We start from the raw sequence: 19,515 nt of genomic DNA on the forward strand, positions 1-19,515 counted from the left end.
TATTCGAGCCGTGGACGACGACGGAGCGCGTGAGCTGATCGACCGGATACTCGCCGCGGGTGACCGGATCCGCGACGACCTGCGGACGGTGTGCGACGGCCTCGACCTCACCGATGCCCAGATCGGTCTCCTGTGGCGCCTCGCCCGCGAGCCGGACGGACTCACCAGCCGGGCCCTGGCCGATCGGCTCGGTTGCGATGCCTCCACCGTGACCTCGTTGGTGGACCGCCTGGAACGCCACGGGGTCGTCGTTCGCTCGCCGCATCCCCGGGACCGCCGTGCGAAGCTCGTGCAGCTCACCCCGACGGGGTGCGAGCTGCGTGATCGGGCGGACGCCTGGTGCCGTGACGCGTCGTCGGTCGCGGCCCTCCCGCCCGCCGATCGGAGGACGCTGGCGGATCTGCTGAACCGGGTTCTGGATCCGGCCGGGACCGGGCGAGCCGCAGGCGGCGGTGACCGGCGGTGACCGGTGGGATGGACGGCGTCACGGTGGTCGTCACCGGGGCGACGTCGGGGATGGGACGTGCGATGGCACGGGACCTGGTCGGGCGCGGAGCAGACGTGATCGTCGTCGGACGCGACGCGCGCCGCGTCCGCCGCACCGCCGACGAGCTGGGCGGGCATCGCGTGGTGGGCCGCTACGAGGCGGACCTGTCCCGGCACGCCGAGGTCCGTGGGCTCGCCGTCGCCCTGGCGGCCGACGGCCACCGCGTCGACGTGCTGGTCAACAACGCAGGGGCCGCCTTCGACCGCTACGCCCTCACCCCGGACGGGGTCGAACGGACCCACGCCCTCAACCTGCACGCACCCGTCCTGCTCAGCCACGCCCTCGCCGCGAACGGTGTGCTGGTCCCGGAGGCACGGGTGATCACGATGTCGAGCTTCATGGAGAAGCAGGGGCGGGTCGCCCCGACCGATCCGGATGTGCGGGGCACGTCGTGGGCCGGGCGTCGGTGGTCCCAGAACCGGGTCTACGCGACGAGCAAGCTGCTCGCCCTGCTGGCCATGAACGGGTTCTCCCGGTCGGCACCGGGCCTGCGGGTCTACAACGCCGACCCCGGCATGGTCCGGACCGGGTTCACCGGCACGGCCGGCGGGGCGATGGCGCTGGTCGCACCGCTGACGCGGCTGTTCGCGCGCACTGTGGAGGAGGGCGTCGCGACCCCCCTCATGCTGGCCACCTCCCGGCCGGCACCGGCGGCCGGCGAAGGGTACTTCGCATCCTCGCGTCCCGCGACGCCGTCGCGGACGGCGCGGGACGCGGCACTCGCCGAGCTCGTCCACCGGCGTACCGCCGAGGCCGTCGGGATCACGCCGTGAGCCGCCGCCCCGGGCCGGTCAGCCCGCGTCGTAGAGCCGCGCCCAGGTCTCCCGCGAGGTGAGCCGCGGCTCCGCGGCCTTCCACTCCCGGGCGACCTGCGGCCCCTCGTTCCACAGCCGGCGCACCGTGTGCACCCCGCGGGTGGTGAGCTCGCGCAGCCGCTCCTGGTCGCGGGTCCGGATGCGGACGCCGTTCTCGGCCATGTCGGTGACGATCGCGCGCTCGAACAGCGACACGTGCCACCAGTGCGCCTCACCGGCCGGGACCATCCCGGAACGGAACGGCACCCGCCCGGTTGCCTGCAGCAGGGCGCGCTTCACCCAGGTCCGCACGATCTTCGACGGCTTGCCCCCGGCGAGGTGCACCACGGACTCGCGCACGTCGAGCCCGGCCTCCGCCAGCGGCACGGCCGTCGTCTCGGGGTAGGCGGCGCGGATCCGGCGGATCTCCGCCGCCGCGGAGGCGGAGCCGTCGTCGAGCACCGACGGGCCGCGCAGGAAGTCCTCCACCGCCGTCAGCAGCGTCGCGGCCAGCCCGTACTGCATCGCGACCAGGTACTGGGCCAGCAGCTCGACGACCGTCGCGGACACCGTGCGCCGGTCGAAGCCGGTCCGCAGGGCGGCGGTGATCAGGCCGTTGCGCTGGTTGAAGTAGCGGTGCCACTCGTCCCAGTCCTTCCAGCCGAAGTCGGCGTGCCACACGCCGGCCCCGGGCAGCGACACCGTGGCGAAGCCGCGCTCGCGGGCGCGGTAGCCGAACTCGACGTCGTCCCACTGGAAGAACAGCGGCAGCGGGTAGCCGACGGCCCGCACGATCGGCGCGGGGATCAGGCAGGACCACCAGCCGTTGTACTCGGTGTCGACCCGCTGCTCCTGCACGATCGGCAGCAGCCGCTCGTCGCGGCCGAGGAGGAAGCCCTCCTCCAGGGCACCGGGGACGGGCTTGCCGACGCGGAGCTTCTCGGGCTCGGCGTACTCGGCGGTGATGTGGACGTGGCCCGGGTGCAGCAGGTTCAGCATCTGCCCGCCGACGATCGTCGGCGCGGTGGTGCAGGCGGCGAACCCGGTCAGCCGGACGACGATCTCCGGGTCGAGGAGCACGTCGTCGTCCATGAGCAGGACGTCGTGGTCGTCGGCCGGGTCGCCCGCGGTCGCCTCGTACAGGCCGCGGGTGAAGCCGCCCGCGCCGCCCAGGTTGGGCTGGCGCTGGTAGGCGAGCCGGTCGCCGAACGCGGCCGCCAGCGGCGCGAACCGGTCGCGCGACTCCAGCGGGTCGCTGCCCTGGTCGACCACGCGGACGATCGCGACGCGGGCCAGTGCGGCCGGGTCGTCGAGCAGCGCCTGCAGCGTGTCCAGGCAGTCCTCGACGCGGTTGTGGGTGCAGATCGTGATCGAGGTGGGCCGCGGCGGGCGGGGCACCGCGACGGTCCACTCGACGTCGGACACGGTCAGCGTGCCGGTGTCGGTCGCGAACTCCAGCCAGAGCCCACCGCCGTCGACGAAGCGGTCGATCGCCCCGGTCAGCTCGACGGTGGTGCTCCCGGTGGCGTCGACCCCGGTGGTGGCGACGGCACGGGCGACCTTGTTGGTGTCCGAGGCCATCAGCCACACCCGGCCGCGGCCCGCGGCGCGCAGCGTCACCCGGACCTCGGGCACCGCGGTCCAGCGCTGCCAGTAGGTGGCGTGCAGCCGCCCCCAGTAGGTGTTGGTGGTGACGTGGGTGGCCGGGACCAGCTCGATCAGGTCCCGCTCGCGGCGGGCGGCGCCGCGCAGGACCTCGGCGTAGAGGTCCTCGGGCACCAGGTGCGTCGGCCCGGTGAAGGGGCCACGCTGCACGACCAGCCGTCCGGGGCGGGTCCCGCCGGCGGGGTCGTCGGCCGGGGCGGGCTCGCCCCCGCGGAGGGGCCGGGCGGTGTCCAGCATGGCTCTCGCTCTCGCCTCACTTCTCGGATCGGACATCACGGAGTCTGCCGGGGCCTCAGCCCGGCAGCGGCGTCGGGTCCGGCGACGGGGCCCCGGCCTGCCCGACCTGCTGCCAGCCCCACAGGGTCCGGTCGCCCTCCTGCACCGGGGCCGGGACCGCCCGCGGGTCGTAGGGCTCGACGAGCCGGATCTGGCCCCAGTCGAAGTCCCAGGCCCCGGGAAGGTAGGTCGGGACGTAGCGCTGGGCGGCGGTCCGGAGCAGCCAGCCCTGGGGGCCGCCGAACCGGCTGCGGCCCCACTCGTCGGCGACGGTGCGCTGCTGCGGGTCGGCGAGCATCCGGAACACCGGTACGTCGGCGATGCCCCGGTGCACGCCGAAGCGCTTCACACAGGGGTGCACGAACGACGTCGCCCAGTCCAGGTACGCGGTGCCGCGGGCGGCGATCGTGGTCAGCGGGGTCAGCCGCGGGACCCGGGGCTGGGCGACGGCGACCCACGACCCGGCCCCGATGCCGCGGTCGGACACGACCACCCGCACCCGGTCGGCGTCGGCGGCCGGACGGCCCGCCAGGTCGACGCGCAGGTCCCGCCACCCCTGGCCGCCCGAGGCTCCGCCGGAGTAGTCCGAGGTGCTGGTGACGGCCCCGCCGGGCTCGAACTCGTCGACGACGGCGCCGTCGCGGGCGAACTGCAGCGTGACCGTGTTGCCGCCGCCGATCGTCCCGGCGACGCCGAGCACCAGCGGCGCGGAGCCGTCGCGGGCCGCGGCGGGCAGCGCGTGCCACACCGAGCGGTAGTCGCCGACGTTCTCCGGGTTCGGCGACCAGCTGCCCATGACCGGCCCACCCAGCGGGCCGGTGCCGGTGACGCCGGGCCGGTCGTCGCCGTCGCCGGAGTTGTCGCGCAGCGACCCCGGCCCGGTCGGGGGCAGGCCGTCCGGCGTGAAGCCCTCGGCCAGCGGACCGGGATCGGGGACGCCGGCCGGTTCCGGCGCGACAGGCAGCACGTTCGCGGCCGGGTCGGTCTCGACCTGGATGCGCCCGGCGAGCCCGCAGCGCGACCCGGTCGGGTCGGTGAGGATGTCGGCGCCCAGGGAGTAGGAGCCCTCCTGCTTCTCCATGCCCTTGGCCATCGAGGCGACCTGGAACAGCACCATGAACGCGCAGATCACCGCGATCGGCGCCGACCCGAGCCGGACGGCCTGGGCGGTGCCGATCCGGCCGCGCCGACGCCCGAGGGTCCGCCGGACCGGGCGCGGCACCCCGGAGGTCGAGCGCAGGTGCTCCACCCCGGCGACGACGAGCGACAGGAACGCCAGGACCAGCAGCACCGTCGTCGCCTGGATCCCGCTCACCGACACCGGCTTGTCGAACCACGGCACGCCCCAGTTCGAGACGTACCACCAGGTGTTCGGGCCGCGGAACGCCAGACCGGTCACCGCGAGCACCGCGCCGAGGAACAGCGCCTGGTTGCGCCGCGAGCGCAGCACACCGGTGCTCGTCGCCAGCGCGGCCAGCGCCGCGACGCCCGAGGCGAGCGCGGCGAACGCGCCGAAGTGGTGCGTCCACTTCGTGGGGGTCAGTGCCAGCACCGCGAACGACAGCGCGGTGCTCGTGAGCAGCCGCCGGGAGAACCCGAGCGCGGCGCCCGGGATGCGGCCGCGGCGCAGCAGCACGATCGTCGAGACGATCATGCACAGCCACAGCAGCAGGACCGGGAAGCGGCGCTGCAGCGAGCCGTCGCGGCTGTCGCTGAACAGCAGGTCGTAGCGGGCGAGCTCCTGGTACCAGGGCAGGTTCGGGCCGATGTCCTGGCGGACCCGGGTGGCCTCGGCGACGGTGGCGAGGGTCTGGTCGCCGAAGACGGCGGTGAGCACGATCAGCCCGGCCGCGAGCAGCGGCCCGAGGGTGGCCGTCCACCCGGTGGTGCGGATCCGCTCGGTGAACAGCCGCAGCAGCGGCCGGGCCGCGGCCAGGAACGGGGCCAGCGCGATGAGACCGGTCGGCGTCGCCGCGACGGCGAACGCCCCCGCGACGAGTGCCCCCGCGACCGGCAGCAGCCGCCGGGTGGCCAGGGCGCGCTCCAGCATCACGAACGACACCAGCGCCGCGATCACGACGACGGTCTCCGGGCGGAGCCCGTTGTTGAACGGCAGCCAGAAGCACAGGAACACCCCGGCCGCGGCCCAGCTCGCGGAGCGGCTGCGCCGGACCCGGGTGCCGAGGCGCGGCAGCAGCGCCCGGCTGATCAGGAACCAGGACGCGACGCCCATCGCCAGCGCCGGGATGCGCAGCCACAGCACGGACTCCGAGACCCCGCTCCACAGCGAGTACAGCTGGTAGAACCAGCCGAACGGCGCCTCGGGGACGTCGAACCAGCGGTGGTAGTTGCCGATGTAGCCGGCGGTGTCGTTGCCCCGGGAGATGTCGAGGATGTAGCCGTCGTCGCTGGTCATCGACCCGATGAGGGCCCACACGACCAGTACGCCGACGACGACGGCGTCGCGCAGGTCGTCCTGCCCGCGCAGCCGGCGCGCCAGCCGGCGGCCGTGCACGACGCGGCGGGCGTCGGCGTCGTCGATCCGGCGCAGGAAGAACAGCGAGCCGAACAGCGCGACGATCGCGACACCGCCCGCGCCGAGCTTGAGCGTCGAGGCGTCGGTGTCGTAACGGTTGTCGGTGTCGAACCGGACGCTCGTGCCGCCCATCGGGTCGCGGGCCGCGTCGAGGTCGGAGTAGATCCCGGTGAGCTGCGGACGGCCGTCGCCGGCGAACTCGTAGAGCGTGGCCCCGCCCAGGGTCGCCGTCGTCGCGTCGAAGTCCGAGGTGAACGTGAGCGCGCAGGGCGCGCCCGGCGGGGGCAGCGGCGCGGTGACGATGCGCTGACCGCGGTTGTCGAGGGTGACCACCCCGTCGGCGACGGCGATGCGCAGCCCGACCGTGTCGCCGTCCGGGGCGCCGGTGGGCGTCGTGGACAGCACGGTCGCGCGGCCGGGTTCGCGGTCGTCGAGGCTGCGGATCGCGTCGCAGCCGATCGTCGCGGTCAGGCTCTCCGGCCGATACGCGACCAGGGGGGCGTTCAGCGGCGCGGTGCCGGTCGTGGCGTTCGGCCAGCTGACGGTCGCCGTGTTCTGCACGACCGGCAGGAACGGGATCGCCAGCGCCAGCACCGCCGAGAGCAGGCCCAGCGCGGCGGCGAGCAGGCGGTCGGTCGGACGCGACCGGCGGTCGGTGGGGCCGGATCCCGGACGGGGATCCGCCTCCGTGTCGGCGGTCAGCACACGACCGAGGCTAGACGCCACCCGGTGATCAACTGTGATCCCCCCGTGACCCCCGACCGTCCACCCGTCCGGCGTAGTCCACCCACCCGAGGTCTCAAGGTCGGTCACTCCGGGTTTCAATCACCGTGTGTGACCAGCTGCGACATTCGGGCACTGTTCGGGTGTCACCGGTGACGGTGGTGATCTCGCCTCGTTGGCCCCGGTGTGAGCATCTGCACCGATTCGCGAGCGACGGCCGACGACCCGGCCACCGCCGCGTCCGCCGCCGGCGGCACCACCCCGGAACAGGGGGGTTCGTCCGTCCGATGTGGAGGCAACGGTGGCGGTGAGGTGTTCGCGCTGACCGGTCTGCGGATCGTCGCCGCGCTCTGGGTCGTCGCGTTCCACTTCCACTTCACCCCGATGGCGGGTGTGGAGACGGTGAACGGCTGGCTCGGACCGCTGATCACACAGGGTGCGCTCGGCGTCGACCTGTTCTTCGTCCTGAGCGGCTTCGTCATCGCCTGGACCTACCTCGACCAGCTCGGCCCGCGGCTGCGGCTGCGGGACGCGGGCGGGTTCGTGTGGGCCCGCGCGGCGCGGATGTGGCCCGCCTACGCGGTGGTGTTCCACCTCTTCGGCGTGTGGCTGGTGGCGCGGCTGGTGTTCGGGTCGACGACCGACGTCGCCTACCAGGCGGTGCAGCCGTCGTTCGGCGTCGGCGCGTGGCTCGAGCAGCTGTTCCTCGTGCAGATGTGGGACGAGCAGTACCTCGACGGCGCGTCCTGGGTCGGCCCGACGTGGTCGATCAGTGCCGAGTGGCTGGCCTACCTGCTGTTCCCGCTGCTGGCGCTCGGGTTCTTCCGGCTGCGGAACCTGCCGTTCGCGGTGCTGGCGGCGGGGTCGCTGCTGTGCACCGCGCCGATGGCGGCCGCGTTCCTCGTGGTCGGGTCGCCGTACTACCCGTACAGCTGGCTGGTCCGGATCCTCGGCGGGTTCTCCGCCGGTGTCCTGGCGATGCTGGCCGTGCGGCGGCTGCGCGCCACCGAGCGGGTCCGCTCCGCGGCCTCGGCGACGGCGACGTTCACCGTCGCCACGGTGCCGTTCGTCCTGCTGGCGGGGTCCGTCGTCGGCGGCGGGCTGCACGGCCTGGCCGTCGTCGCCTTCCCGATCCTGGTCGGAGCCATCGCGCTCGCCGACCGCGGACCGGTGCACCACCTGCTGACCCGTGGCCCGATGGTGCACGGAGGGCGGATCTCCTACGCCCTCTACCTGGTCCACATCCCGATGTTCGAGATCTTCTGGTTCCTGAGCGACTCCGGTGTCCTCCCCCGCGGCGGGGAGACGGGGCACCTGATCGCGCTCACCGTCTTCGTGGGGACTCTGCCCGTGGCACACCTGCTGTACTCGCTCGTCGAACGTCCCGCGCGCCGGTGGATGCGGGGCCGGACCCGGCCCGCCCCCGAGGCCGTCGAGGCGGTCGTCGCCCCCGACCCGGTCCCGGCCGCCCGCCGCGTCGTCGACAACGACGAGGCGCGCCGTGACCCGGAGACCTCCGTGCTGCCGATGATCACCGACGAGCCGGTGACCTCGGTGCTGCCGGTCGTGTCCGCCGCCCCGGCCGCCGATCCCGCCGCAGCGGCTCCGGCCGTGCCCGCCCGGCGGGTGGCGCCGCGGTCCGTGCCGTCGCAGCCGTCGCAGCCGTCGCAGCCGTCGCAGCCGTCGCAGCCGTTCGCGCCGATGCAGGAGGGCGACGTGCCCTCGGTGACCGAGGCGCTGCCCGTGGTCCGCCGCCGCCCGGCGGGCCCCGCCGTCGCCACGACCTCGGGCTGGACCCCCACCACGGCGCCGGAGCAGGCCCCCGCCGACGACGCGCTGACCGCCGCCATGCCGGTCGTCCGGCCCGTCGCGGCCCCGGCCGCGCCGGTCGCCGAGCCCGAGCCCACCGCCCTGGCGTCCGAGCCGGCCCCGGCCGACCCGATCGTCGTCCCGGCGCCCGCGCTGCCCACCCGGGCACCGCGACGCCCCGAGGCCGACCCCGCCGACGTGCCCGCCGCGGCCGAGATCCACGTCCCGGCCCCGGCCGGTTCGGCCCGCTGGGTGCTGGAGCGCCTGGCCGCGGCCCGTGCCGCCGACTTCGACGGCGCCGGGCACAGCGACCTGTCCGCCGACCTGGTCGCCGTCGCCCGGATGCGCAGCGGCGGCGCCGGCACCGGCGGGGACCTGTTCACCCCGGTCGTCGAGGGCACCGGCACCACCACCGGCGTCGACCGGATGGAGCGGCTGCGGTCGCTGCACATCGCGGCCCGCGGGCTCGCCGACGACCGCGGTGTCGTCCCGGCGCCGCGGGCGATCCGCTCCGCGTCGGCGCTGCCCGGCACGCGGACCGGCGCCGAGAACTGCGGGCGGGCCGGCCGTCGTCGCGACGACGCCCACGCCAGCGCCGCGACACCGATCGTCGCCGCCTCGGGTGCGGCCGCGGCCCGTCGCCGCCGGAAGAAGCCGGCACACGGGGCCTGAGACGCCGCTGGGGAGCGGGGAACACCGGGCGTGCCCCCGGACCACCGTCGTGGTCCGGGGGCACGGTCGTGTCCGCCGTGGCGCGCCTCCGTCCGGGTCCGCCGGCTGCGGCGGACCGGGCACGCGGTCCCGGCGACCGCGGTGCGATGCCGGTACCCGGGCACGGCGGTGCGCCGCGTCGGTGACAATGGACGGGCCCGCCCGTCGCGACCAGGACGGGCCCCGCCCACCGACGCGATGGACCGATGATCCCCACGACCCCGCCCCTCGCCGACCTGCCCGAGCCCGCCGGTGCCGCACCGCCGGAGCGGGCCGCGCTGCACTGGTACCTGCGCCTGGCCCGCCACCACCTGGGCCGTGGCCCCTACCTCGACGTCGCGGGCGCCGGTGGCGCCCTGCTCGCCGGGCTGGCCCGGCTCGGCCCGGTCTCCGGGCTGGCCGGCTCGGAGGCCGAGGCCGGGGCGATGCGCGCGGGCGCGCCGGGCTGCCCCGTGCACCTGAGCCTCGACGCGCTGCCTGGTCCGGTCGCGTCGCTGACCGCGGTGGAGGTGCTCGACCGGCTCCCGGACCCCGCGCTCGCCGGTGACCTCGGGCCGGGCGGCTGGTTCCGGGCGCTCGAACCGGGCGGGCACGCACTCGTCGTCGCCGCCGACGCCGAGGGCCGCGGCCGTGAGCTGGCCGGTGCCCGCTGGGTGCCGCCCCGCGTCCCGCGCGGGCACCTGCGGATCCGGGAGATCCTCGTCGACGCCGGGTTCGAGATCGTCCGGGAGGGCTCCGACGGGCTGACCCGCGGTCCCTACGGCGGTGTCCCCACCTGGGCCGACCCGCGTCTGGCCGCGACCCGTGCGCAGCGGTCCGCGGGGCGCCTCACGTGCGAGGCGGGCGCGGGGGAGCGCGCGGTGATCATCGCGAGGAGACCGGCGGCGCCGTAGCGTGCAGGGCATGAGCGATGTGCTGCCCCTCGGGCCCGACGAGCTGCTCACCACCACCCGATCGGTCCGCAAGCGCCTGGACCTGGAGCGTCCGGTCCCGCTGGAGGTGGTCCGGGAGAGCCTCGAGGTCGCGCTGCAGGCCCCGAGCGGCTCCAACCAGCAGGGCTGGCACTGGCTGGTGCTCACCGACGCCGAGAAGCGCAGGGCCGTCGGCGAGTACTACCGGAAGGCGTTCACCGCCTACCGGAACTCCTCGCAGTACCCGACGACCCGCTCCCACGGCGATGCCGACCGCGACGCCACCCAGCTCCGCGTCGCGGACAGCGCGCAGTACCTCGCGGACCGGATGGGGGAGGTCCCGGTGCTGGTCATCGGCGCGATGAACGCGAAGGCCGAGCTGCCGGCGTCGAACCAGGCCGGGATGTGGGGGTCGCTCCTGCCGGCCGCGTGGAGCCTGCAGCTCGCGCTGCGCGCCCGCGGCCTGGGCAGCGCCTGGACGACGCTCCACCTGCAGTACGAGAAGGAGATCGCCGAGCTGCTGGGCATCCCGGAGAACGTGCGGCAGGGCGTCCTGCTGCCGGTCGCGTACTACACCGGCGACACGTTCAAGCCCGCGAAGCGCCAGCCGCTCGACACCGTCCTGCACGTCGACGGCTGGTAGGCCGCCCCGCGGATCAGATCGGGAGCTTGCGGAAGATCGGCCGGGGCACGTGGCGCAGGGCGCTCATCACGAAGCGCATCGGCGCCGGTGCCCAGACCAGCTCCTTGCCCGTCCGCACCGCGTCGACGATGACGTCGGCGACGGCCTGCGGGGTCGTCGCGAGCGGTGCGGCGTCGAGGCCCTCGGTCATCTTCGAGTGCACGAAGCCGGGCCGGACGATCGTCACGGTCACGCCGAACTCGCGCAGCGCCTCGGTCAGCCCGGTGTAGAACGCGTCCATCCCGGCCTTGGTGGAGCCGTAGACGAAGTTCGAGCGGCGGGCCCGCTCCCCGGCGACCGAGGAGATCGCGACGAGCGAGCCGTGGCCCTGCTCGCGGAACCGCTCGGCCAGCGCGACCCCGGTGGAGACGGTCGCGGTGTAGTTGACCTGCGCCAGCTCGACGGCGTGGTCGACGTCGGTCCAGGCCTTCTCGTTGTCGCCGAGCAGCCCGAACGCGACGACGGCGACGTCGATGTCCCCGCCCGCGAAGGCCTTCTTCACGACCTCGGGGTGGGTCTCGATGCGCTTGGCGTCGAACTCGACGGTCTCCACGCCGCACCCGAGCGCCTCGAGCTCGGCGCGGGCGGCGTCGAGCCGGGGGCCGGGGCGGGCGGCGAGCACGACCCGCAACGGGCGGTCCGCGGCGAACGCGCGCACGGTGGCCAGGCCGATCTCGGAGGTGCCGCCGAGGAGCAGGATGCTCTGCGGGTTGCCGACTGCGTCGATCATGATGGTGCTGGCTCCGGACGTCAGAGGGTCAGTGCGAGGCGGCGGGACATGTCGGAGGCGAAGACGCCGGCCGGGTCGACGCCGTCGCGGATCGCCTTCCACTCGGCGAACCGCGGGTAGCCGGCGGCGAAGGCCTCCGGCGACGTGCGCGACTCCTTCGCCAGGTACAGCCGCCCGCCGGCGGCCAGCACCATCTCGTCGAGCTCCGTGCAGAACCGGGACAGCCCGTTCGCGATCGGGAAGTCGACGGTGATCGTCCAGCCCTTCGTCGGGAACGACAGCGGTGCGTCGTTGCCCGCGCCGAAGCGCTTGAACACGTTCAGCCCGGACTTGTGCGGCGACGCCGCGATCTTCTCCAGGATCCGGCGCAGCTCGGTCTCCGCCCCCATCGGGACGACGAACTGGTACTGCAGGAAGCCCTTCGAGCCGTAGACCCGGTTCCAGTCCCCGAACACGTCGAGCACCTGGTAGAAGGCCGTGATGTTCTGCACCGAGCCGCGCTGGCGCTTCGGGGCCTTGCGGAACCACAGCTCGGAGAACGCGGTCAGCGACAGCTTGTTGGCCAGCCCGTTCGGGAAGACGTCCGGGAAGGTCAGCAGCTGCGGCGCGTCGAACTTCAGCGGCTCGGAGCGCAGCTTCGCGGGGAGCTGGTCGACGGTCGCGAGCGAGCCGCGGGTCAGCACCGACCGGCCCATCCGGGCGCCGGTCGCGGTGGTGTCGAACCAGGCGGCCGAGTAGCCGTAGGTGTCGTCGGAGCCGTCGGTGAGCAGCTCCAGCAGGCCGTCGAGGTCGTCGGTGCGGTCGGTGTCGACCACGAAGTACGCCGACTCGGTCCGGTGCAGCCGCACCTTCGCCCGCACGATGACGCCGGTCAGGCCCATCCCGCCGACGGTCGCCCAGAACAGCTCCGAGTCCGGCCCGGACGGGGTCAGCTCGCGGACCGAGCCGTCCGCGGTCACCAGCTGCAGCCACTCGACGTGGTTGCCGAAGCTGCCCTTGGTGTGGTGGTTCTTGCCGTGCACGTCGGCGCCGATCGCCCCGCCGATCGTGACCTGGCGGGTGCCCGGCAGCACCGGGACCCACAGCCCGAGCGGCAGCGCGGCCCGCATGAGCTGGTCCAGGCTGACGCCCGCGTCCACGTCCGCGACGCCGGTGTCCGGGTCGATGGCGTGGATCCGGCTCAGGCCCGGCATGTCGAGGACGACACCGCCCGCGTTCTGCGCCGGGTCGCCGTAGGACCGGCCGAGCCCGCGGGCGATCACGCCGCGCTCGCCCGCCGTGCGGACGGCCTCGGCCACGTCCTCGGCGTCGCGCGGGGTGACGAGCTGGGCGATCGTCGGTGCGGTCCGTCCCCAGCCGTGCAGGGAGGCGGTCCGTCGCGCCGGGGCGTCGGTCCTGGTGCTGCTGGGAACGGTCGTGTCCGTCATCGTCGCCAGGGTAGCGAGGGCCGCCGACGACGACGGGTGCGACCCTGGGCGGGTGCTCGACGAGCGGCAGGTCCGCCTCCCGCTGCCCCCGGCACGGCGCCGGGGCGCGACCGCGGGGCTGTACGTGCTGCTCGGGCTCGGCTACCTGCTGGTCTCGCTGTGGCTGCAGCGCCGGGTGCTCGCCGACCCGGGCGGCCTGCTGATCGGGCACGTCACCGCCGACGCCGACATGTTCGCCTGGTGGCTCCACTGGTTCCCGTTCGCCGTGACGCACGGGGAGAACCCGCTGGTCACCGACTGGATGCACTGGCCGTACGGGCTCAACGCGCTGTGGAACACCGCGGTGCCGCTGCTGGCGCTGGCGCTCGCCCCGGTGACCCTGGTCGCGGGCTCGGTGACCGCGTTCAACGTCGGCCTGGTCCTCGGTCCGGTCGTCTCCGGCCTGGTCCTGGTCGCCGCGCTCGGCCCGTACGTGGGCCGGACCGGCCGCGGCTGGGCCGCCCGCGGGATCGCCGGTGCGCTGTACGCCTTCTCCCCGTTCCACCTCGCGCACGCGATCGCCGGGCACCTCAACCTCACGTGGTCGGTGCTGCCGCCGCTGCTCCTGCTGCTCGCCCACCACCTGTTCGCGCGCGGGCCGCTGCGCCGGCCGTGGCGGGTCGGCGCGCTGGCCGGGCTCGCCCTGGTCGGGCAGCTCGTCCTCTACACCCAGACCCTCGCCATCGGCGTGATCTTCCTGGTCGTCACCGCGGTGGTGCTCGCGCTGCGGTTCCCGCGCCGGGTCCGCGCGCAGCTGCCGGGGCTGGTCCGGGCCGGGCTGGCCTGCGTCGGGGTGTTCGTGGTGCTCGGCGCGTACCCGCTGTATCTGGTGCTGGCCGGGCCGAACCGCCCGCGCGGCGCGATCCGCAACGTGCACGCCACCGGCGCGGACCTGGCGAACCTGCTCGTCCCGACCCGGCTGACCGCCGTGCGGACGACGCCCGACGGCGTCGACACCGAGCTCGGCGGCCACATCGGCGAGCAGGGCGGCTACGTCGGTCTCGCCGTGCTGGCGCTGGTCGTCGTCGCGGTGCTGGTCGTCCGGTCGACGACGCTGCGGGTCGTCGCCGCGGTGGGGTTCCTGTCCTGGGTCGCCTCGCTCGGCACGAGCGTGGTGCTGCTGGGCGACTACACGGGGATCCCGCTGCCCTGGCTCGGGTTCGCCGAGGTGCCGCTGCTGTCGGAGGTCGAGCCGGTCCGCATCCAGGTGGTGACGGCGCTGTGCGTGGCCGTCGTCGTCGCGCTGTGGGTGGACCGGATGCCGCTCGACACCCCGGCGACGGCTGTCGGTGCCGTCGCCCTGACCGCGCTGGCGGTGGTGTCCTGGCTGCCCGCCGACGCCCAGGAGGTCCGGCCCGCGCCGGTGCCCGCCTTCTTCGCGGCCGGGGCGGCGCCGCTGGGCCCGGCCGACGTCGTCGAGATCTACCCGCGGATCACCGCGGCCTGGGACGACGGCGCGCAGGGCCTGCGCTGGCAGGCCGCCTCCGGCCCCGCGTTCCGCATCCGCGGCGGCTACTTCATCGCCTCCGACCCGCAGGACGACGTCGCGATCCAGTCCCGCTGGAACCGCTACCAGATCGGCGCGCAGTGGGTCGCCGACGGCAAGAACGACCCCAGCGACGACTACACCGCCGCCGCCCACCGCGAGCTGCGCGACCTGGGGATCACCGCCGTCGTGTTCGTCCCCGGGTACGCCGGCGGCGACGAGGCCCGTGCGCTGGACTGGACCCGGCGGGTCACCGGCGACCCCGGCCGGTTCGACGGCGGGGTGTGGCTGTTCCGGTTGCCCGGCACGGCCCCGGTCGGCTGACCGATCTAGGCTGGACGGGTGACCGGTCCGGGGAGCCACGAGATCAGGATCTCCGACGCCGACCGCGAACGCGTCGCCGAGCGGCTCAACCGCGCGATGGCCGAGGGCCGCATCTCGGTCGACGAGCTGCAGGAGCGGCTGTCGGTCGTCTACGGAGCCCGGTTCGGCTCCGATCTCGTGCCGGTGCTGTCCGACCTGCCCGGCGACCCGTTGAACCTCTCGGCGGACGTTCTCGCCACCCCCGTCGGCCCACCGACCGTGCTGCGCGGCGGCGTCGGCGGGGTCAAGCGCCGCGGCGACTGGGCGGTCCCGGCCCGGCTGCGGGTGCAGACCTCGCTCGGCGCGGTCCTGCTGGACTTCTGCGACGCGCAGCTGCCCATGCCCGTCGTCGAGGTGGAGCTGGAGCTCGGCGCCGGGTCGGCCCGGCTGCTGGTCCCGGAGAACGCCACCGCCGACGTCGACGGCCTCGTCTCCCAGTACGGCTCGGTCCGCTCGAAGATGCCCAGCCGCGCCGTCCACGGCCGCCCGCACTTCCGCGTCTACGGCCGGACGGCCGCCGGCTCGGTCACGGTGCGGCCCCGCTACACCTTCGCCGGCCGCCACTTCTGAGCGCCGGGCTCATCGGAAGCGGCGCCCCTCGTCGCGGCGGTACGCCCAGCCCACCAGCAGCGCCAGCCCGACCGTCCACACCGCGAACGCGCCCAGCGCCAGACCGCTCGGGACCGGTCCGCCGAGCGACCAGAGCAGCAGGTCACGGGCCCCGCGGGTGGGCAGCACCTCGGTCGCGCGGGCCAGCCAGCCGGGGAACAGCTCCGGCGGCAGCAGCAGCCCGCCACCGAAGGCCATCGGGAAGAACGCCAGCTGGGTCACCGGCAGCGCGGCCTTGGTCGGCAGCGAGTAGCCGATCGCGAGCCCGCCGAACAGGAACGGCAGCCCGGCCACCAGCAGCGTCACGAACGCGAGCGGCAGCCGCACCGGTTCCACGTACGCCGGCGTGAGCAGCGCCCCCAGCACGACCACCGGCAGCATCCCGAGCAGCGCGAACAGCGCCCCGACCGCGAGCCGCCCCAGGACCCGGGCCGACGGCGGCGCCGGCAGCGTCCGCAGGTACGGGTCCCACGGCTTCTCCCGGTCGTCGGCCACGCCCACGCCGAAGGTGAACAGGAACCCGCTGAGCACGCCGAACAACGCGAGCTGGGCGACCGCGCGGGTCGCCGCGGCCGGGTCGTCGCCCCAGTCGAACGGCAGCACGAAGAAGCACAGGGTCAGGGCCGGGAACAGCGCGGTGGACAGCACCGCGACCGGGATCCGCAGCTGCTCCAGGATCAGGTAGCGGGCGTGCGCTGCGGCGATGCTCACGACGGGCCTCCGGTCAGGGTCAGGAACGCGTCCTCCAGCGACGCCCGGGACACCGACAGGCCGGTGAAGGGCACGTCGTGCCGGACGAGGGTGCGGACCAGCTCGTCGGCGTCGGCGGTGTGCAGGGTGACGTGGTCGCCGTCGCGCTCGGTCCGCTCGACGCCGGGCAGGTCGGGGAGGGCCGCCGCACGGAAGGACACCCGCCCGACCCGGACGGCCCCGCGGACGGCGTCGACGTCGCCGTCGGCGCGGATCCGGCCACCCGCCAGGACGACGACGCGCTCGGCCAGCGACTCGATCTCGTCCAGGTAGTGGGTGGTCAACAGGACCGTCCCGCCGCCGGCGTGGAACGCGCGCACGGTGTCCCACAGGGCACGGCGGCCCTCGACGTCCAGGCCGGTCGTCGGCTCGTCGAGCAGCACCAGCCGGGGGCGGCCGATGAACGCGAGCGCGAGTGCGAGGCGGCGCTTCTGGCCGCCGGACAGCCCGCCCGCCTGGCGTCGTTCCAGCCCGTCGAGGCCGAAGCGCTCCAGCAGCTCACCGGCCCCGACCGGGTCGGGGAAGTGGGCGCCGACGAACCGGACGATCTCCCCGACGCGCAGTGTGTCCGGCAGCCCGGTCTGCTGCGGGGTGGTGCCCAGCGCGACCCGGTTCGCCGCGTCGCGCGGGTCCCCGCCGAACAGCCGCACCGTGCCGGTGTCCGGTCGGCGCAGCCCGGACACGAGGTTGACCAGCGTCGACTTGCCCGCCCCGTTCGGTCCGAGCAGGCCGGTCAGACTGCCGGGCTCCAGGACGAGGTCGACGTCGTCGAGGGCGACGGTGTCGCCGTAGCGGCGGGTCACCCCGTGCAGCTCCACCGGTGCGGTCACGACGGCACCTCCGACGGGTCGGCGGCCGGGTCGAGCAGCGTCCGCAGCGCGGCCGTGTAGTCCTCGAAGGCCCGCCTGCCCGTTCTCGTCAGCTCGACGAAGGTCACCGGGGTGCGCCGCTGGTGGGTCTTGGTGATCGCGACGTAGCCCGCGTCCTCCAGCTTGCGCAGGTGGGTGGACAGGTTGCCCGCGGTCATGCCGAGCAGCTCCTGCAGGCGCGGGAAGGTCATGCGGTCGCCGTCGTCGAGGGCGGCGAGGGTGGCGGTGACCCGCAGCCGGGCCTGGGCGTGGATGACGGGGTCGAGCTCGGTCACCGGACCGCCCGCGCCCGCGTCCACAGCCCGGTGGCGACCAGTGCGCCCCCGCCGACGACGGCCAGTGCCAGCGCGTGCCACGGCGCCGGGACGAACGGCAGCGCCGCGCCGAGCACCAGCAGGCCGAGCCCGAGCGCGTAGTCGGGGATGTTGCGCCAGACCGCGGCCCCGACCGCGAACAGACCGCCGGTGACGAACACGAACAGCGCGGGCATGGCGAACCCGACCGGCGCCCCGAGCCGGCCCAGGCCGACCGTCAGTGCGACGACGCCGATCATCGCCACCGGCCACACCCAGCCGTAGAGGGCGCCGTGGAGCTGGCTCGGCCCGGTGACGCCGCGTCCCATCCGGGCGCCGACCAGACCGCTGCCGATCGACCCCCCGGCGATCGCCAGCCCCGTGAGGACGCCCGCGGTGGTCGCGGTGACCGCGCCGGTCCCGTTAGCGAACCAGGCGAGCCCGATGACCGCCCAGGCCGCGCCCCAGATCAGATAGAAGATCCAGTACGGCGGGATCTGCCGGGCCTGTTCGCGTTCGATGATCGCGAGCGCGTCGGCCGGTGAGCGCGGCGGCTGGTCGTCGACGTCGGTGTCCGTCCGGTCCTGCATGCTTCCCCCACTGCCAACTGGTTTGCTCTGTCATCAACTTTGTACGGCAAAGTGCACTGTGTTGTCCACGGCCGCGTACGGATCGGCAGGTCGGAGGGGTACGACCTGCGCTCCGGTGGGTCGACGCCGTCGTTGCGGCGCGCGCCGCTACCCTCGATGGGTGACCGCCACCGAGCCCACCCGGGCCGAGCCCCCGGCCACCGGTCCGGCCGACGCCCCGGCCCCGCGCCTCGGCCTCGTCCGCCAGCTGGGCAGCTTCGTCGCGATCGGTGTGCTCTCCGCGATCGTCGACTTCGGCGTCTACCACCTGCTCCTGAACGCGGGCCTGTGGGTGCCGTTCGCCAAGGGCATCAGCTTCATCCTCGGTACGACGACGGCGTACCTGCTCAACAAGCGCTTCACCTTCACCGGCGCGAACACCGGCGGCCGCGCGAGGTTCGCCGGCTTCGTGGCCCTCTACGGCACGACCTTCGCCGTGAACGTCGGCGTGAACTCCCTGGTCCTGCACCTGCTGCCGCCGCTGACCTACGACACCAGCCTCGCCTGGCTGGTCGCGCAGGGCACCGCCACCGCGATCAACTTCGTCATGCTGCGCTGGGTCATCTTCAAGAACTGACCCCGCATCGAGCGTGGCGACCGGTCACGTCGCGCGGCGACCGCCGCGCGGGGTGCCACGCGACGTGACGGGGTGCCGTGTGGTCCCGAGACGGTGGGCGAGGCGGGCGACCATGCTGCCGTCGGCGAGGTCGGACCAGACCCATCGCACGGCGGTCAGGCCCGCGGAACGGATGAGGTCCTCCCGCCGCTTCTCCTCCCAGAGCACCTCACCGAGATCCTGACCGGACCGCAGCGAGCGGCCGTACTTGACCCGGCCGTCGAACTCCCCGACCACTCCGTGCTCCGGCCAGGCGAAGTCGGTGCGGAACGGCAGACCGGGGACCTCCCACTGGGTCGCCGGGGCCGGGAGGCTCGCGAGGTGCATCCGGAACCGGCTACGCGATTCACCGGGGCTCTCGGAGCGGGCGTGCGCCAGCGCGATGACACGCCGTGCCGCGGGCGTGCCGACGCGTCCGCCGAACCGGGAGAGCACCTCGGACAGCTCGTCGACCGTGGTCGCGCCGGCCGGCCGGGGCTCGGACCGCGGTCGCGGCCGGACGTGCTGGTGCAGGGCCGCATCGACCGTCACCAGCGTCTGCTCGGCGGGTACCGTCCGAGCCAGGTCGACGAGTGTCCGGGCCGGCGAGGTGACCAGCAGGCCGTCGAGCTCGCGGACGTCGTCGGCCGGTAGCGGAGCCCGGTGCACGGAGGTGCCATGGCGGTTCCGGCCGCCACCGGTGCTGCGTTCCCGTACGGCGTGCACCCGGTCGAGAGGCAGGTTCCAGACCGGGAGCCCGAGGACGAGGGCCGCGGTGACATGGCCGAGGACCGAGCCGGGAGCGAGGTGCGGCGCGGTGGCCCGGGCTCGGAGCAGGTGGGCCTGCACCGGCGAGCGCGGTTGGTCGTCACCGAGCCGGTAGGAGCCCCGCCGGACCGGGACGAGCACGCGGGCGCGGACGAGGCGGTCGATCTCGTCGACGGCGAGGCCCGCGCCCAGCAACGCCGACCGGTGCAGGAGCCCGGCCGGATCCGGAGGCAGGTGGTCGAGGCGATCCATGCCCCCGACACTGCCGCCGCCCGACACCGGCCACCGACATCCCCACCGCCC

General features: G+C 74.7%; 17 protein-coding genes. 8 read left to right on the forward strand and 9 right to left on the reverse strand.

Annotated features, from left to right (window positions below; translation table 11 throughout):
- Positions 1-10 precede the first annotated feature (10 nt).
- Together KPL57_RS33400 and KPL57_RS33405 are read left to right on the forward strand one after the other, a co-directional pair.
- Positions 11-466, forward strand: a complete 456-nt coding sequence (locus KPL57_RS33400) for a MarR family winged helix-turn-helix transcriptional regulator (RefSeq protein ID WP_226354581.1) — start codon at positions 11-13, stop codon at positions 464-466.
- Positions 463-1,320: an SDR family NAD(P)-dependent oxidoreductase gene (locus tag KPL57_RS33405; RefSeq protein WP_226354582.1), complete on the forward strand. Its 858-nt coding sequence runs from the start codon at positions 463-465 to the stop codon at positions 1,318-1,320. Before KPL57_RS33400 ends, KPL57_RS33405 begins: the two co-directional genes overlap by 4 nt.
- 18 nt (positions 1,321-1,338) lie before the next feature.
- Here KPL57_RS33405 and KPL57_RS33410 read toward each other — a convergent pair whose 3' ends face one another.
- Positions 1,339-3,243 (reverse strand): glycosyltransferase, encoded by a 1,905-nt coding sequence (locus KPL57_RS33410; RefSeq protein WP_226354583.1) that lies wholly within the window; start codon positions 3,241-3,243, stop codon positions 1,339-1,341.
- 55 nt (positions 3,244-3,298) lie between these two features.
- Positions 3,299-6,523, reverse strand: coding sequence for an arabinosyltransferase domain-containing protein (locus tag KPL57_RS33415; RefSeq protein ID WP_226354584.1), 3,225 nt, complete (start codon positions 6,521-6,523; stop codon positions 3,299-3,301).
- 330 nt (positions 6,524-6,853) lie between these two features.
- Here KPL57_RS33415 and KPL57_RS33420 point away from each other — a divergent pair, with 330 nt between their 5' ends.
- From KPL57_RS33420 to KPL57_RS33430, 3 genes are all read left to right on the forward strand, one after another.
- Positions 6,854-9,022 carry an acyltransferase gene (locus KPL57_RS33420; protein ID WP_226354585.1) on the forward strand — a complete coding sequence of 723 codons (2,169 nt, stop codon included), beginning with the start codon at positions 6,854-6,856 and terminating at the stop codon, positions 9,020-9,022.
- A 245-nt stretch (positions 9,023-9,267) separates the two neighbouring features.
- On the forward strand, positions 9,268-9,954 hold the full coding sequence (locus KPL57_RS33425; RefSeq protein WP_226354586.1) for a hypothetical protein: 687 nt from the start codon (positions 9,268-9,270) through the stop codon (positions 9,952-9,954).
- Positions 9,955-9,964: 10 nt separating this feature from the next.
- On the forward strand, positions 9,965-10,615 hold the full coding sequence (locus KPL57_RS33430; protein WP_226354587.1) for a nitroreductase family protein: 651 nt from the start codon (positions 9,965-9,967) through the stop codon (positions 10,613-10,615).
- 13 nt (positions 10,616-10,628) lie between these two features.
- Here KPL57_RS33430 and KPL57_RS33435 read toward each other — a convergent pair whose 3' ends face one another.
- Together KPL57_RS33435 and KPL57_RS33440 are read right to left on the reverse strand one after the other, a co-directional pair.
- Positions 10,629-11,384: a decaprenylphospho-beta-D-erythro-pentofuranosid-2-ulose 2-reductase gene (locus KPL57_RS33435; protein ID WP_226354588.1), complete on the reverse strand. Its 756-nt coding sequence runs from the start codon at positions 11,382-11,384 to the stop codon at positions 10,629-10,631.
- A gap of 20 nt (positions 11,385-11,404) precedes the next feature.
- Positions 11,405-12,811, reverse strand: a complete 1,407-nt coding sequence (locus KPL57_RS33440; RefSeq protein WP_226354589.1) for an FAD-binding oxidoreductase — start codon at positions 12,809-12,811, stop codon at positions 11,405-11,407.
- A 52-nt stretch (positions 12,812-12,863) separates the two neighbouring features.
- Between KPL57_RS33440 and KPL57_RS33445 the strand changes: the two genes are divergently transcribed.
- Positions 12,864-14,660 carry a hypothetical protein gene (locus KPL57_RS33445; protein WP_226354590.1) on the forward strand — a complete coding sequence of 599 codons (1,797 nt, stop codon included), beginning with the start codon at positions 12,864-12,866 and terminating at the stop codon, positions 14,658-14,660.
- 18 nt (positions 14,661-14,678) lie between these two features.
- The gene (locus tag KPL57_RS33450) at positions 14,679-15,269 is read left to right on the forward strand and encodes a DUF1707 domain-containing protein (protein WP_226354591.1); all 591 of its coding nucleotides are present in this window, start codon (positions 14,679-14,681) and stop codon (positions 15,267-15,269) included.
- Positions 15,270-15,278: 9 nt separating this feature from the next.
- Here KPL57_RS33450 and KPL57_RS33455 read toward each other — a convergent pair whose 3' ends face one another.
- From KPL57_RS33455 to KPL57_RS33470, 4 genes are read right to left on the reverse strand one after another with little or no spacing between them, the layout of a single operon-like run.
- Positions 15,279-16,019: an ABC transporter permease gene (locus KPL57_RS33455; protein WP_226354592.1), complete on the reverse strand. Its 741-nt coding sequence runs from the start codon at positions 16,017-16,019 to the stop codon at positions 15,279-15,281.
- Positions 16,016-16,888, reverse strand: coding sequence for an ABC transporter ATP-binding protein (locus KPL57_RS33460; protein WP_226354593.1), 873 nt, complete (start codon positions 16,886-16,888; stop codon positions 16,016-16,018). The genes KPL57_RS33455 and KPL57_RS33460 overlap by 4 nt, the downstream gene beginning before the upstream one ends.
- Positions 16,885-17,202 carry a transcriptional regulator gene (locus KPL57_RS33465; protein ID WP_226354594.1) on the reverse strand — a complete coding sequence of 106 codons (318 nt, stop codon included), beginning with the start codon at positions 17,200-17,202 and terminating at the stop codon, positions 16,885-16,887. The genes KPL57_RS33460 and KPL57_RS33465 overlap by 4 nt, the downstream gene beginning before the upstream one ends.
- A complete protein-coding gene (locus tag KPL57_RS33470) occupies positions 17,199-17,810 on the reverse strand; it encodes a hypothetical protein (protein WP_226354595.1) in 612 nt (203 codons plus the stop codon). Before KPL57_RS33470 ends, KPL57_RS33465 begins: the two co-directional genes overlap by 4 nt.
- A 160-nt stretch (positions 17,811-17,970) precedes the next feature.
- Here KPL57_RS33470 and KPL57_RS33475 point away from each other — a divergent pair, with 160 nt between their 5' ends.
- The gene (locus tag KPL57_RS33475; protein WP_308016874.1) at positions 17,971-18,426 is read left to right on the forward strand and encodes a GtrA family protein; all 456 of its coding nucleotides are present in this window, start codon (positions 17,971-17,973) and stop codon (positions 18,424-18,426) included.
- A gap of 24 nt (positions 18,427-18,450) precedes the next feature.
- Here KPL57_RS33475 and KPL57_RS33480 read toward each other — a convergent pair whose 3' ends face one another.
- On the reverse strand, positions 18,451-19,464 hold the full coding sequence (locus tag KPL57_RS33480) for a hypothetical protein (protein ID WP_226354596.1): 1,014 nt from the start codon (positions 19,462-19,464) through the stop codon (positions 18,451-18,453).
- Positions 19,465-19,515 lie beyond the last annotated feature (51 nt).

It is taken from the genome of Pseudonocardia sp. ICBG601, assembly GCF_020496245.1.